The 15,082-nt window shown below is 36.2% G+C and carries 13 protein-coding genes; 1 reads left to right on the top strand and 12 read right to left on the bottom strand.

What is annotated here, in order from left to right; translation table 11 throughout:
* Positions 1-221 precede the first annotated feature (221 nt).
* Positions 222-1,178, top strand: a complete 957-nt coding sequence (locus MKX29_RS16765) for a 4-hydroxy-3-methylbut-2-enyl diphosphate reductase (protein WP_224935953.1) — start codon at positions 222-224, stop codon at positions 1,176-1,178.
* 44 nt (positions 1,179-1,222) lie between these two features.
* On the opposite strand, the gene MKX29_RS16760 is transcribed toward MKX29_RS16765, so the two are convergent.
* From MKX29_RS16760 to recO, 12 genes are all read right to left on the bottom strand, one after another.
* Entirely contained in the window at positions 1,223-2,338 is a 1,116-nt protein-coding gene (locus tag MKX29_RS16760) for a Nif3-like dinuclear metal center hexameric protein (RefSeq protein WP_224935952.1), read from the bottom strand.
* Positions 2,335-3,039, bottom strand: a complete 705-nt coding sequence (locus MKX29_RS16755; protein WP_224935951.1) for a tRNA (adenine(22)-N(1))-methyltransferase — start codon at positions 3,037-3,039, stop codon at positions 2,335-2,337. Before MKX29_RS16755 ends, MKX29_RS16760 begins: the two co-directional genes overlap by 4 nt.
* Before the next feature lie 81 nt (positions 3,040-3,120).
* Positions 3,121-3,474, bottom strand: coding sequence for a cytochrome c550 (gene cccA, locus MKX29_RS16750; protein ID WP_095372539.1), 354 nt, complete (start codon positions 3,472-3,474; stop codon positions 3,121-3,123).
* 364 nt (positions 3,475-3,838) lie between these two features.
* On the bottom strand, positions 3,839-4,978 hold the full coding sequence (locus MKX29_RS16745) for an acyl-CoA dehydrogenase family protein (protein WP_095372538.1): 1,140 nt from the start codon (positions 4,976-4,978) through the stop codon (positions 3,839-3,841).
* Between the two features lie 419 nt (positions 4,979-5,397).
* The gene (gene rpoD / locus MKX29_RS16740) at positions 5,398-6,525 is read right to left on the bottom strand and encodes an RNA polymerase sigma factor RpoD (RefSeq protein ID WP_095372537.1); all 1,128 of its coding nucleotides are present in this window, start codon (positions 6,523-6,525) and stop codon (positions 5,398-5,400) included.
* Positions 6,526-6,647: 122 nt separating this feature from the next.
* Positions 6,648-8,468 (bottom strand): DNA primase, encoded by a 1,821-nt coding sequence (dnaG, locus tag MKX29_RS16735; RefSeq protein WP_341106657.1) that lies wholly within the window; start codon positions 8,466-8,468, stop codon positions 6,648-6,650.
* Positions 8,469-8,512: 44 nt separating this feature from the next.
* Positions 8,513-8,977 (bottom strand): YaiI/YqxD family protein, encoded by a 465-nt coding sequence (locus MKX29_RS16730; protein WP_224936200.1) that lies wholly within the window; start codon positions 8,975-8,977, stop codon positions 8,513-8,515.
* Positions 8,978-9,291: 314 nt separating this feature from the next.
* On the bottom strand, positions 9,292-10,110 hold the full coding sequence (locus tag MKX29_RS16725; RefSeq protein ID WP_095372534.1) for a pyruvate, water dikinase regulatory protein: 819 nt from the start codon (positions 10,108-10,110) through the stop codon (positions 9,292-9,294).
* Between the two features lie 33 nt (positions 10,111-10,143).
* Positions 10,144-10,764 carry a helix-turn-helix transcriptional regulator gene (locus MKX29_RS16720; RefSeq protein ID WP_225230375.1) on the bottom strand — a complete coding sequence of 207 codons (621 nt, stop codon included), beginning with the start codon at positions 10,762-10,764 and terminating at the stop codon, positions 10,144-10,146.
* Positions 10,765-10,980: 216 nt separating this feature from the next.
* Entirely contained in the window at positions 10,981-13,053 is a 2,073-nt protein-coding gene (gene glyS / locus MKX29_RS16715) for a glycine--tRNA ligase subunit beta (RefSeq protein ID WP_341106656.1), read from the bottom strand.
* A complete protein-coding gene (glyQ, locus tag MKX29_RS16710) occupies positions 13,046-13,936 on the bottom strand; it encodes a glycine--tRNA ligase subunit alpha (RefSeq protein WP_224935948.1) in 891 nt (296 codons plus the stop codon). The genes glyS and glyQ overlap by 8 nt, the downstream gene beginning before the upstream one ends.
* Before the next feature lie 372 nt (positions 13,937-14,308).
* A complete protein-coding gene (gene recO / locus MKX29_RS16705) occupies positions 14,309-15,064 on the bottom strand; it encodes a DNA repair protein RecO (RefSeq protein ID WP_095372530.1) in 756 nt (251 codons plus the stop codon).
* Positions 15,065-15,082: the final 18 nt, after the last annotated feature.

Genomic DNA, 15,082 nt, shown 5'->3' with positions numbered 1-15,082 from the left:
GACCTATCTATCACCTTCATTGTCTTATTTTCATTCGTCCTTACGGAACAATAGAATAGAGCTTAACTCACCATGGATTTCTTTTATCAATTCTCCTTTTTGTGTTATTGCTTTATGTCTTATATAATAGATTAGAAGAGATGAGTAATTTCATTCATCCAATGTTTTATTTACAATTATATAATACAAAATATATGTTTCAGATATAGGGAGGATATTCAATGAACGTCATCAAAATATCACCAAGGGGCTACTGCTATGGTGTAGTAGACGCAATGGTGATTGCTAAAAACGCATCACTCGATAAAACCTTACCGAGGCCAATTTATATCCTTGGCATGATTGTCCATAACAAACACGTGACTGATGCATTTGAAGAAGAAGGCATTATTACTTTAGATGGGAAAAACCGTGATGATATTTTAGACCAAGTCCAAAGCGGTACGGTTATCTTTACCGCACATGGTGTATCACCTAAAATTCGAGAAAGAGCTAAAGAAAAAGGGTTAGTTACCTTAGATGCCACCTGCCCGGATGTGAGTAGCACGCATGATTTAATTCGTCAGAAGAAAGACGAAAATTATCAAATTATATATATTGGTAAAAAGGGACATCCTGAACCTGAAGGAGCGGTTGGGGTTGCACCTGAGATCGTTCACTTAGTTGAAACGATTGACGATGTTCAAGCGTTAACATTAACAAATGAAAAAATTCTCGTTACAAATCAAACAACCATGAGCCAATGGGATGTCGGCGATATCATGGAAGAAATCAAAGAGAAATATCCTCAAGCTGAATTTCATAAAGAAATTTGTCTTGCTACTCAAGTACGCCAAGAAGCGGTTGCAGAGCAAGCAGGGGCTGCAGATGTCCTTATCGTTGTTGGAGATCCGAAAAGTAATAACTCGAACAGGCTTGCTCAAGTTTCCGAAGAAATTGCTGGCACGAAGGCCTACCGTATTGGCGATATTTCCGAGCTTAATTTAGATTGGATTAAGGATGCTCAAACGGTTGCAGTAACGGCCGGTGCCTCTACACCAACACCAATTACAAAAGAAGTGATTTCTTTTATTGAACAGTATGATCCAAAAGAAGAATCAACTTGGCTTACAGAAAAGAAAGTACCATTATCTAAAATCCTTCCGAAAATAAAAAAGCCAAAAGCTGTACAAAAGTAAGCAAAAAGCCATCTCCATATGGAGATGGCTTTTTCTATTTTCAATTATACAAATGTAAAAGGATCTGTATGTACTTTAGAAGCAATAAACTCCACCTCTAACCCTTTTTCAGCGCATTTTTTCTTCATATATTCTGCAACACCTGATTTCATCACTTTTTCGACATTATGACCAGGGTCAATAATATTTAAACCCGCTTGCATCGCATCATGTGCAACATGATAATACATATCTCCCGTAACGTAAACGTCTGCACCTTTCATCTTCGCTTTTGCATAATATTTATTGCCATCTCCACCAAGAACGGCTACTTTTTTTACAATTGATTGTAAATCTCCCACTACACGCACGCTAGGCACATCCAACACCGCCTTCACATGCTCTGCAAACTGTGCTAAGGTCATTTCCTTTATATCACCTATTCTACCGAGTCCAAGAACTTCTCCTTGATTAGCTAAAGGGTAAAGGTCATAGGCCACCTCTTCATATGGATGAGCCGCAAGCATTGCTTTGATAACTTTCTTCTCTATATTAGATGGGAATATTACTTCAATTTTATTTTCTTTCACCTTTTCAAGTGTACCCGGTTGGCCAATATGCGGATTTGCTTCCTTACTTGGTAAAAATTGTCCATTCCCTTCACTTGAAAAACTACAATGACTATAATCGCCTAATGCACCTGCACCAGCATTACCTAAAGCTTGCTTGACTGCTTCCTCGTTCTCTACAGGTACATAAACAGCAAGTTTCATTAAAGGTATTTCATATGTTGGTACAAGGACTTCTGTATTTTTTATCTGAAGCGCAGTTGCTAATAGATCATTTACGCCACCCTTAGCAACATCCAAATTCGTATGAGCTGCATAAACGGCTATATCATGCTTAATTAATTTTGTATAGATTCTTCCTGCAGGTGTATCACTGTCTAATTTCTTTAAAGGACGGAAAATCGGTGGATGGTGTGCAATAATTAAGTTAACACCTTGGTCAATTGCTTCATCAACCACTTCCTCTAACACATCAAGTGCAACCATAACTTTGCTTACTTTTTGGTTCAAGCTGCCGATTTGTAACCCAATAGGATCTCCTTCCATTGCGTAGGCTTTTGGTGAAAACTGTTCAAATAACTGAATGATTTCATGTCCATTTGCTTTCTTCAAGATAATACCCCTCCAACAATAGCTATTTTCTTCTGTAAAGCAACTATTTTTTCATTATTTTCATTTGATGATTTTGCTGCTTGGATTTGACTAATTATTCTCTCCCAATTCTTTCGTTCATGTTTCCATTTTTTAATAAAAACTGCCGATTTTTCAAGTAATAAATACGGCCCTAACAAGAGTCCTTCTTCTAAATCGCCGTATCCTCGATTGATATCGCCTTTCTCAGCGATTAAGATCTCATAAATTTTTTCATCTTCTTCGATTATTTCTTCATTTATTAATGCCCATCCGTTTTCACGCAGCCAAAGCCTGATAGAGATGCTACTAATATTAGGTTGGAGAATTAATCGTTTTACCCCACCTAAGCGATCAGAACCTTCTTCCAAAATGGACGCAATCAGTGTTCCGCCCATACCTGCAATTGTTATTACATCTACTTCATCGTCCGTTAAAACAGAAAGTCCGCTTCCTTTTCTCACAGAGATTTTATCTTCTAATTTATCTGCTTTTACTTGTGCTAACGCTGATTGAAACGGTCCTTCGACAACCTCACCAGCAATCGCTTCTTCGGCAATCCCTTGTTTAACAGCATAACAAGGTAGGTAAGCATGATCTGAGCCAATATCGGCTATTTTCGAACCTTTTGGTATATATTGAGCAACTGTTCTTAATCGATTAGATAATTGATTTGTGTTCATTCGTTATTCCACCACTTCTATGTATTAAGTTCTGATTATAGTATAAAAAAAGTCCCTTGCATATGCAAAGGACTTATTCGTTTATTCCAATGTCATTAACCATTCAGCCATTTCTTGCTCTTTACCAGAGACAAGTCCCCCTGGCATTGCACCTTTACCATTTGTTAATACATCAACGATTTCTTCTTCTGAAAGTCTCTCGCCAACACCCGTTAGTGCGGGTCCTACACCACCTTGATATTGGTCACCATGACAGCCAATACAAGATTGTTGATAAATTTCCTCCGGTGACGCTGCTACCTCTTCTGTTGCTTCCTCGTCCCCTTCACTTGTCAGTTCTTTGTGATCACCTAATCCTTTAAATGAAACAAGGAACATTGCGCCAATCCCAAGGATAGCAATAAGAGCGAACGGTATTAACGGATTACGATTCAATGTTTAAACCTCCCTTATGTAAGAACTTCACAATATAAGTAAGTATATACAAACAATCTCTATTTTACTGTAAAAAACGCTATTGGAAAAGCCCTAAAACGAATTTGTTATCAGCAATTCAAAATTATTTTAATAAACTGGCAAAAAAGTTTACTTCCTATCATTTATTTTTTTACCATTTTACCCCTTTTCATTCCTTAAAAATATTTTATGTATAACATGAATTTTTTAAAAAGAAAAACTATCTAAAAAATAGTTTTGATTATAAATGAGGGTAATTTTATACACTTAAAGTCTCTAAAAATCCACCCTCTCTAACCATTCTTAGATAGCATTTTCCTTTAATGCAAAAAATATACTCCTATTAACAACCAATCTGTCTGGCAATCACCATACGTTGTATTTCTGAAGTTCCTTCTCCAATTTCTGTTAACTTACCATCACGCATATATCTTTCTACATGATATTCTTTCATATAGCCATAACCACCATGAATTTGAACGGCCTGATCAGCGATTTCCATACAAATCTCAGATGCATATAACTTACACATTGCCGCTTCTTTGGAAAACGGTTTTCCTTGATCTTTTAACCAAGCTGCTTTATAAACCATATTTCTCGCCAATTCAATTTTCATCGCCATATCGGCAAGTTTGAATTGTATAGCTTGAAAATGAGATAACTTTCTACTAAATTGTTCACGTTCTTTAGCATACTTTAGTGCCTTCTCATATGCTGCTTGAGCAATGCCCACTGCCATGGCACCAATGCCAATTCTTCCTCCGTCAAGAGTGATTAAAAATTGCTTAAATCCATCACCCTTTTTACCGAGCAAGTGCTCAGTCGGCACGCGCACGTCTTCTAATATCAATTCAGTTGTATTGGATGCATTGAGTCCCATCTTCTCATAATTATCCAATACAGTGAACCCGTTCGCATCGGTAGGAACAATAATCGCACTAATTTCTTTATCCGTACCATTCATACTCGTGATAGCTGTTAAGGCTAAATGTTTTGCATAACTCGCATTCGTGATATAGCACTTATTCCCATTGATGATATATTCCCCGTTCTCTTCTACTGCTGTTGTTCTTGTCCCACCAGCATCGGAGCCAGCATTCGGTTCAGTTAAACCAAATGCACCAAGACTCTCACCGGTACAAATAGGTGTTAAATACTTATGTTTTTGTTCTTCGGTACCAAATAATGACAGAGGTGCACCGCCCAATGATATGTGAGCAGAATACGTTATACCTGTTGAGGCGCATGCTTTACTTAATTCTTCAGTTACAATTGCAAAACTAATTGTATCGGCTCCACCACCGCCATATTCTTCCGAAAAGGGCAAGCCCATCATACCCAGGTCTGATAATTTCTTGAACACTTCCAATGGAAATTCTTTCGTTCGGTCCCTTTCCAATGCACCAGGTTCCACTTCTTCCATTGCGAACTCTTTAATCGTTTTAAAAATCATCTTTTGTTCAGATGTAAGGTCAAAATTCATATAAATCCTCCTTCTTATGACTTTTGAATACGCTTTCAATTCCTATTATATAATCACCTCTATAATATTCTCAAGATTTAAAAAATTTAAAATTGTACATAGTTATGTTTCAATAATAATTTAAAACATTAGAACTAAATAAAACCGCTTTATAAACCTTATGTTTTGTTTCTCAATATAGTAATAATTATCTAAAAAATAAATAATTTAAGAATTTTTTACAAAAAGTAATTTGCAATATAATTAACTATTCAGTAAAATAAATTGTAAATATAAGTATGGATATTACCGTACATTTGTTTATTTATTAATATATGGTATCATATACAAATAAAGGAATTATCCACACAACTAGAAGTGAATATTTCACTAAAAAAAGATAGCTTACCCATTAAGAGTAAACTATCTTGAGTTGAATTCTATTCTAAAAAGTCTTTCAGCCTTTTACTTCTGCTAGGATGTCTTAATTTTCGAAGGGCTTTCGCTTCAATTTGACGAATCCTTTCTCTCGTGACGCCAAAGACCTTTCCAACCTCTTCTAGCGTCCTTGTTCTTCCATCATCTAGCCCAAAGCGAAGACGAAGTACATTTTCTTCACGGTCTGTTAAAGTGTCGAGTACATCTTCTAACTGCTCTTTTAACAGCTCGTAGGCAGCATGCTCAGATGGAGAAGTAGCGTCTTGGTCTTCTATGAAATCTCCAAGATGAGAATCATCCTCTTCACCAATCGGTGTTTCTAATGAGACTGGCTCTTGAGCAATTTTTAAAATTTCTCGTACTTTATCTGGTGTTAAATCCATGTCTTCAGCAATTTCTTCTGGAGAAGGTTCACGGCCCAAATCTTGTAGCAATTGGCGTTGAACACGAATTAACTTATTAATTGTTTCAACCATGTGAACCGGAATTCGAATGGTTCTTGCTTGGTCAGCTATTGCTCTTGTAATTGCTTGACGTATCCACCATGTAGCATAAGTACTAAATTTAAAACCTTTACGATAGTCAAATTTCTCTACTGCTTTTATAAGACCCATATTCCCTTCCTGGATCAAATCTAAAAACAGCATGCCACGACCGACATATCGCTTGGCAATACTTACAACGAGACGTAGGTTAGCCTCCGCTAAACGACGCTTCGCTTCTTCGTCGCCTTGCTCAATTTTATTTGCAAGTGAAATCTCTTCTTCTGCTGTTAATAGGTCGACACGACCAATTTCCTTTAAATACATTCTTACAGGGTCGTTAATTTTTACTCCAGGAGGTACGCTTAAATCATTTAAATCAAATTCCTCTTCATTTTTTGCTAATTCTTGCGCATTGGGATCTGCATCGTCATCATTATCACCAACTAGTTCCACACCTTGATCACCAAGGAATTCATAGAACTCATCCATTTGATGAGAATCCAACTCATAATGAGACAATCTTTCTGCTATATCATCATAGGCGAGAACACCTGTCTTCTTTCCTGTTTCTAAAATCTGCTCTTTTGCTTGTTCTAGGGTCAATTCTGTTTCAACCTCTTTCGAACGGGCCGATTTTTCAGCCATTTGTCCCCCTCCTTCCAAAAAATCACAAACCTCTGGGACAGCATAACACTTAAATGGTTATTATGGTAATCATTTGCTTTTGCTTATGCAGTCTATAATATAATTAACACGATGAGAGATAATCACTTTTCTAATGATTTTCTTAATTGTAGAATCTCCATCGCAATTAATGCCGCTTTGGCATAGTCCTTTTGACGTTCTGCTTCTTTTTCATCATGAATTTTTTCTTTTATTTTAATCATCTTTTGATGATTTAACACATGCTTAATATAATCAGATAATTCCTTTTCAGTAAAATCTTCATTGACAGGCATCATCACAATATCTGCTACAATATGCCGCAACTCTTTGTCTTTTATAAATTGCATAAAGTTACTTGTATTGGGCACATGACCACTTTCATAATATGCAAGAAGATAAGTATAAATCGCTTGGTGCTCATCCACATTAAATTCATTGCCACTTAACATTTCCTGAACCTTCAATGTAATATCGTGATTATTCATCATATGAGCCAACAACATACGCTCAGCATTTTGAAAAGCTGGCCGTAATACATTATTTGACATTTGTTGTAATAAAAACGGTTCTTGCGGTAATGACTGTGGCTGATTTTTTGTATTTTTTTGCATTGAATAAAATATTTGTTTTTGTTGCTGTTGTAAGGCATCTAATGAAAGCGAAAATTCGCTAGCAATTTGTCTTAAATAATGATCTCTTTCTACTGCTTTCGTTAGACGACTGATTTCTGTTAGTACTTCTTCTATATAACGAAGCCGTTCTCCTTCATCATTCAACCTTTTTCCTAGTCTTAAATATCTCATTTTAAAGGACATATAAGTAAGACTAGCCTCAATGACCTCATTTTTAAACTTTTCTGCGCCATATTCCTTTATATAATCATCAGGGTCAAGCTCTTCCGGAAGCCAAGCAATTCGCACATTACAACCGACTGATTGAAGCATATCTAAGGCTCGATTGGCTGCTTGAATTCCTGCTGTATCCCCATCATAGCAGATCGTCACATGGTCAGTACTTTTTCGAATTAATTGTACATGTTCATCTGTAAGCGAAGTACCCATCGTAGCAATTCCATTAATGACGCCAGCCGCATCAGCAGCAATGACATCGGCAAATCCCTCAAAGAGAACAGCTCTTTGCTCTTTTTTAATGTGCTTCTTTGCTCGATTAAAATTAAAGACCGTTTTGCTCTTATTGAAAATGGCCGTTTCAGGACTATTTAAATATTTTGGGTCTTCTTCCCCCAATGATCTTCCTGAAAAAGCAATAATATTCCCTTTTTCATTATAGATAGGAAACATGATACGATGGCGAAATCGATCAAAAAAGTTACCATCTCTCTCTCTTTTGATTAATAAACCTGCTCTTTCCATGAGATCCAAGGGAAATTTTCTTTTCTGCAAAAATTTACAGACAAAGTCCCATGAATTTAGTGAGTAGCCAATTTTATACTTCTCAATTGACTCCATTGTAAATCCACGTTTTAATAGGTATTCTAACGCTTCTTGACCATCCTTTGTGTTTACTAGTAAATGATGGTAGAATTTACATAATAATTCATGCGCATCATACATTTGTTGCAATTCAGGTGACTGTTTCACGTTTTTGTCATGTGAAGAAACGTCAATATCAATAGGAATATTTGCTTTCTCTGCTAAGTTAACAACAGCTTCTTGAAAGGAAAAACCTTCTAAATCCATTAGAAATGAAAAAGCGTTTCCTCCTGCATGACAACCAAAGCAATGGTAAATTTGCTTATCAGGAGATACGGAAAATGATGGTGTATTCTCTCCATGAAAAGGGCAAAGTCCAAAATAATTTCGGCCTTGCTTTGTTAAATTCACATAATCTCCAATAACATCAACAATATCAACTGAATTTCGAATTTGATCAATCTTTTCTTCAGGAATACGTTCTGCCATAACGACAACTCCCCACTACATAAAGAAGTATTCTAGAAAAAAAGCTAAAATCCTTCAATTTTCGACAATATTTTTGTCAGTTCTTTCTTGAATCGCTGTCGGTCTTCTTCCTTGAACGGTTTAGGACCTTTTCCATAAACACCTTGGCGCCGTGCTTTTGCAGATAGGTATCGCATATCTAATGCTGTATGGATATGACCTTCCTCATAAACATTACCCCTTGGCGATAAAACATGAACACCATTTAACAAAAGTGTAGAAGCAAGACCTATATCCTGGGTAATTACCACATCTCCTCGTTTGGAGTAATTTTGGATATATAAATCGACAGCTTCTTTACTGGAATCCACGAATGTCCACTCATCTGAGCGATACTCTGCTTTCATATGTGCATAGGACGCAATGAACTTGTAAGCAACCGAATGAATATTGGCCAATTCGACAATTTCCTGCTTAACCGGACAGGCATCCGCATCAACTAAGATGGTTGGTTCGTCTGATGTTCTTATAATTCTACATCACTCCAGTATTTCCTCCTTATAAAGAAATTTCTTTATTATGGAAGGATTGTCGAATTTTTTTTATATAATTCCCTTGACTTCTCCCAATAAATAGTTTATTCGTTAAAAGTCAAGTCTAAACCTATTTTATCATTTTTTATCACGATTTTTTATTATAATATATAAAACAGATAATTTCCAGACATAAGTTTTATATAGAATGCTTCTACTAGCGCTAGCCTATTTATGCAGCAAAATGGCAATTGCATACAATTTAATCTGGAATGTACAAAGAAAAGGCACATAATCAATTACATTATGTGCTAATCCTTTAAAAGATTTTTACGATAATGATCTAGTACAAGATTTGCTGTTTCTTCAACCGCTTTGTTTGTTACATCAATCACTGAACAACCTATCTGATTTACAATGCGATCGAAATATGAAATCTCATCTTTAATTCTTTCTATATTTGCATAACTTGCGCTATCACTAAGTCCTAAAGAAATAAGCCTTTCTCTTCTAATATGATTTAATTTTTCTGGGCTAATCTTCAAACCAAAACACTTCTCTTTTGGTACGAGGAATAACTCTTCAGGAGGGTCGACTTCTGGTACAAGCGGCACGTTGGCCACTTTTAACCTTTTATGAGCTAAATATTGTGATAATGGTGTTTTCGATGTCCGAGAGACCCCTATTAAAACGATATCAGCCTTTAAAATTCCCCTAGGGTCTCTACCATCATCATATTTAACGGCAAATTCGATTGCTTCAATCTTCTTGAAGTAATCATCATCTAATTTCCTCACTACACCCGGTTCATACAATGGTTCATTTCCATAATTATTTTGAATTTGATCCATGATCGGTCCGATAATATCGTAGGCGAAGATATTTTCTTTTTTAGCTGTTTCAAGCATATAATTACGTATATGTGGCTTCACTAACGTATATGCAATGAATCCTTTGTCGAGTTTAGCTAAAGCGACCACTTCATCGATATGAGCTTGTTCCTCGACGTAAGGAAAACGTTTAATTCTTACATCCCCATTATTGAACTGACTTGCAGCCGCCTTTATGACAAGCTCAGCCGTTTCACCAACAGAATCAGAAACTACATAAATAATTGGCATATTACCCATACTAGCATAATCAACTCCTTATTTGAGCTTTACTTATTCACCCGCTAGTGCAACAAATGCTTTTGTTAAATTAGTTTTTGTTATTCTTCCAATAACCTCAAAGCCTTTATCAGCTTCCTTCACAACGGGCATACCATCAATTTGCTTATCAATGAGTTGTTGCGCTACATCAATAAGTAAGTCTTCTTTCTTACACATTGTGATATTTGGCATCCTCGTCATAATGATATTTACTGGTAGTGCACCGAGCTCTTGCTTTCCGATACTGGCTCTTAACAAATCTTTTCTAGATAATACACCTACTAGTAAAGAGTCCTTGTCAACAACAAATAATGTGCCAACATCCTCTAAAAACATTGTGACAATGGCATCATAAACTGAAGTATTTTCACTAATAACAACTGGAATTGATTGATAATCCTTCACAAATAACTTTTTCATATTCTCAGTTAAAAGTTGAGCACCTGTTTTTCCTGTATAGAAATATCCTACTCTTGGTCTTGCGTCTAAATAGCCAGCCATCGTTAAAATAGCTAAATCCGGACGAAGCGTAGCTCTTGTTAAATGTAATTGATCAGCGATATGTTCCCCTGTAATTGGACCATTATCTTTCACTATTTCTAATATTTTTTCCTGCCGTTTATTGAGTTCCATTGATCTCACCACCTTGAGTTGGAGCGTCTTCTAAGTAAACCTATGCATATGTAGACGTTTCCCCAAATAAGCAAATTATGAACGAGCAATAAGGTTATACTTTTATATAATTATTATATACTATTTCTCAGAAATGAAAAGAATTTGCTTGTTGAAGTAAATGAGAAAGGGTGGAAAGAACCATATGGCAGCATTTAAAGGTTCTTTCCATTTAAATCATTTCACAAGTATATGATTCATTTGTGCAAACGATTGTATCATCGTTGCTAAATGGGCCATAAATCTTAAACGATTCGCTTTCACTTTTGGATCTTCAGCCATTACCATTGTATGTTCAAAATACATATCAATTTCTGGTTTTAAAGATACAAGATAGTTGAAGTAATCCTCTGCATTTGTTGTTTCATCAAGGTTATTTCTTACTTCAATGTATTTATTATATAGCTTATGCTCATCTTCATTCTCAAATAGCTCTATTTGAACAGCTTCCATACTTTCTGCTTTTTGAGCGATATTCAAGACCCTACTTAATGCTTCTATTTCACCCTTGAAACGGTCATTATCTTTGTTTGAATGAAGAACTTGCGCCCTTTCAATAATCGCTGGGACCGATGTTAATGCGCTGCCTAACACAGCATCAATTAAATCATAGCGAATGGCTTTTTCTTGTAATATATACTTTATTCTTAAGCGGAAAAAGGCTATTAACTCTTCTTTTATTTTCTCATTCTCTTGCTTATTAATGCCAGCATTTTCGGTAAGGTGGATAGCTTGATTAATTAACTCCTCAAACGAAACCTCCCAATTCATATTCAACAATGTTTGGACGATTCCAGTCGCTTGTCTTCTTAGCGCATACGGGTCTTGTGAACCACTTGGAATAATCCCGATTGCAAAACAAGAAACAATCGTATCTAACTTTTCTGCAATAGATAAAATCGCCCCAGGGACAGATTTTGCAGTAGAATCATGTGCGTTTCTTGGCATATAATGTTCATTAATAGCCTGAGCTACTACAGTATCTTCTCCTTTTTGCAAGGCATATTTCTCACCCATGAAACCTTGAAGTTCTGGAAATTCATAAACCATTTGTGTCACAAGGTCAAACTTACAAATTTCTGCAGCCCTATCTGCTACTTTTTTATCCTCTGATGAAAGTGCTAATAATTGAGCGAGATGATTCGTTAATGCTCGTACACGACCTACTTTCTCAGACATCGTTCCAATTTCTTCATGATAAACGATTTTTTCTAATTTTTTCAAAGAAGCTGCAATGGATGTTTTTTGGTCTTCATTATAGAAAAATGCTGCATCTGATAATCTTGCACGTAGCACTTTTTCATTTCCTCGAGCGACATTATCCAAATGTTCGTGGCCACCATTCCTCACTGTTATAAATTGAGGCAATAAGTCTCCACTTTTCGATTTAACAGGAAAATAGCGCTGATGTTCTTTCATCGAAGTCACAAGCACTTCCTCTGGTAATGATAAATACTCCTCTTCAAAACTGCCGAATAAAGCAGTAGGATACTCTACTAAGTTATTTACTTCCTCAAGTAAATCTTCATCAATTGGGACGAGCCAATTTTGTTCTTCTTCTAATTTATTGATTTGCTTATGAATGGCTTCTTTTCTTTCCACAGCATCAACAATCACATATTCTGCAAGCAGAGCTTTTTCGTATGATTTAGGATTCGTAATAATAACATCTTTTCCTAAGAAACGATGCCCTCTAGATGTATTACCTGTTTGTACATCTGTTATTTCAAAAGGAACCACCTTTTCACCGTACATTGCCACTAGCCATTTAATTGGTCTAATGAAGCGCATTTCTTTGTCTGCCCATTTCATATTCTTTGGGAAATGCATAGAAAGAATGAGCTCTTTTAATTCAGGAAGTAATTTCAGCGTTTCTTGTCCTTTAGTAAAGGTTTTAACATGTGCATATTCTACACCTTTGATTTCTTTAAAGAAAATATCATCAGGTGTCGCTCCTTGACCTCTACTAAAGCCAATCGCTGCTTTTGTCCACTCACCTTGGTCATTCAGTGCAATTTTTTTCGCCGGGCCTTTTGCTTCTTCATGGACATCTTCCTGTGCTTCTTCAACATCTTCTACAAGTACAGCTAATCTTCTAGGCGTAGAGTATGCTTTCATCCCTGAAAATTGAATACCTTTTTCTACTAACCAAGCCTTTACTTTATCCGATAATTGGTTCATGCTATCTGTTACAAAACGCGCTGGCATTTCTTCTAAGCCAATTTCTAATAGGAGATCTTGTTTACTCATTTTCTTTCCCCTCCTTTTCTTGTATCATCGGAAATCCTAATTTCTCACGTTCTTCATAAAAGGTTTTAGCAATTTTTCGAGCAAGTGTACGACATCGACCAATATATCCCGTTCTCTCAGTGACAGAAATCGCTCCTCTTGCATCTAATAAGTTGAATGTGTGCGAACACTTAAGTACATAATCATATGCAGGATGAACGAGTCCCACCTCCATTTGGCGATGAGCTTCTTTTTCATAAATATTAAAGAGATTAAATAACATATCAACATCTGAAGTTTCGAATGTATACTTTGAATGCTCATATTCGGGTTGTCCAAAAATATCTCTGACAGTAAAACCTTCTGTCCATTCTAATTCAAATACATTTTCCTTATCTTGAATATAAGAGGCGAGCCTTTCAATACCATATGTAATCTCAACAGAAACAGGCTTACACTCTAATCCTCCGACTTGTTGAAAATAAGTAAATTGCGTAATTTCCATACCATCAAGCCATACTTCCCAACCGAGTCCAGCACAGCCTAAAGACGGGTTTTCCCAATTATCTTCAACAAAGCGGATATCATGCTTTAACGGATCAATACCTAATGCTTCTAAAGAAGCTAAATAAAGCTCTTGGATATTATCTGGTGAAGGCTTCATTATTACTTGGAACTGATGATGCTGATAGAGACGGTTTGGATTTTCACCATATCTGCCGTCTGCTGGTCTTCTAGAAGGCTCTACATAAGCAACATTCCACGGTTCAGGCCCAATCGCTCTTAAAAATGTATACGGGCTCATTGTACCTGCACCTTTTTCAGTATCATAAGCTTGCATCAAGATACATCCTTGATCTGACCAATGCTTTTGCAACGTTAAAATCATATTTTGAATATTCATAAGCCACCTCTTTCTTTCCTTTTCAGTCACCAAAGACCGGTATCTACATTAGATAAATACTTGCTTTTCGACAAGTATTTATTCTTTTAAAAGCATAAAAAACTCTCGTCTCTATGCCTTTAATAAAGACATAGGGACGAGAGTTAACCCGCGGTTCCACCCTATTTGCTACTTACTTTTACGTAGCCTCTTTTACTTCACCTGTTGCTCCAGAGCGCCCTTCGTTCACTTTCTATTCTCTAGCTCACACTCTCCTAGAGTCGCTTTTATAGAGGGAGTGAAGTACTTTTCTCCTTCATTGCTAAACATAGCTATAATTTAATGAAATAATAGCTGAATTTCTTTCGAAAGTCAATAGCTTACTTTTACTTATTATTGCATGAAACCCTTCATATTGTTCATTTGATTTAAAAACCTTTTTGTTTTTAATTGCAAGCCTGCATACTCATCATAGTATGTTTCTATTACTTTTTTCAATTCAAGTTTGGTTTGTTCTTTTACAGATATATTCCCAAGCCTTGACAAGTCCATGTAATAAAAAATGCGAAGTAATCTAACCGTAGCAGGAGAAAGCTTTAAGTGATAGGGATCTTTATCCAAACAATGATGACAAATGAAGCCATTTTGGCTAATAGAAAAAGCAAATGTTCCTTCCGTCCGTTGACAGACGGCACAATGATTAAGCTCAGGATATAAGCCAAATAAGCCGAGCATTTTCATTTCGAAAATATGTGTAAGAATTTCAGCATCATATCCTTCATCAATTGCTTGTATGCATCTAAATACAAGTTCGAAAAGATAAGGGTTAGGCTTCTTCTCTTCCGTCCCTTTATCCAGTAAGTCTACTATGTAACTTACATATGCTGTAAGGAAAATATCTTCTTTTATACTCCGCATTGAAAGTGAAATTTCACCTTGTTGAAGGGTCCCAAGCCCTCTGCTTCTTTGTATTAAATAAGTGCCATAAGTAAAAGGCTGGGTGACAGCAGCAAGCCGACTATTTGGCTTTTTTGCGCCGCGTGCCATCACACCAACCTTTCCCCACTCTCTTGTAAAGAGTGTGACAATTTTATTTGTTTCGCCATAATTGACTGTTCTAATGACAATGCCTTCACATTTTTCAAGCATCGATGTCACCATCCTTAT

It is taken from the genome of Cytobacillus sp. FSL R7-0696 (assembly GCF_038006865.1).
In the GTDB taxonomy this organism is placed as follows: Bacteria; Bacillota; Bacilli; order Bacillales; family Cytobacillaceae; genus Cytobacillus; species Cytobacillus kochii.
The sequence above is the reverse complement of the archived record's forward strand: the minus strand, read 5'-3'. Positions and strand labels throughout refer to the sequence as shown.

Bases quoted from the DNA above. Each gene is read 5' to 3' on its own strand.
- MKX29_RS16765 (WP_224935953.1), top strand. From the start codon at position 222: ATGAACGTCATCAAAATATCACCAAGGGGCTACTGCTATGGTGTAGTA.
- MKX29_RS16745 (WP_095372538.1), bottom strand. From the start codon at position 4,978: ATGAATTTTGACCTTACATCTGAACAAAAGATGATTTTTAAAACGATT.
- recO (WP_095372530.1), bottom strand. From the start codon at position 15,064: ATGCTTGAAAAATGTGAAGGCATTGTCATTAGAACAGTCAATTATGGC.
- rpoD (WP_095372537.1), bottom strand. From the start codon at position 6,525: ATGGCTGAAAAATCGGCCCGTTCGAAAGAGGTTGAAACAGAATTGACC.
- glyS (WP_341106656.1), bottom strand. From the start codon at position 13,053: ATGAGTAAACAAGATCTCCTATTAGAAATTGGCTTAGAAGAAATGCCA.
- MKX29_RS16720 (WP_225230375.1), bottom strand. From the start codon at position 10,764: ATGGAACTCAATAAACGGCAGGAAAAAATATTAGAAATAGTGAAAGAT.
- glyQ (WP_224935948.1), bottom strand. From the start codon at position 13,936: ATGAATATTCAAAATATGATTTTAACGTTGCAAAAGCATTGGTCAGAT.
- MKX29_RS16725 (WP_095372534.1), bottom strand. From the start codon at position 10,110: ATGGGTAATATGCCAATTATTTATGTAGTTTCTGATTCTGTTGGTGAA.
- MKX29_RS16755 (WP_224935951.1), bottom strand. From the start codon at position 3,039: ATGAACACAAATCAATTATCTAATCGATTAAGAACAGTTGCTCAATAT.
- dnaG (WP_341106657.1), bottom strand. From the start codon at position 8,468: ATGGCAGAACGTATTCCTGAAGAAAAGATTGATCAAATTCGAAATTCA.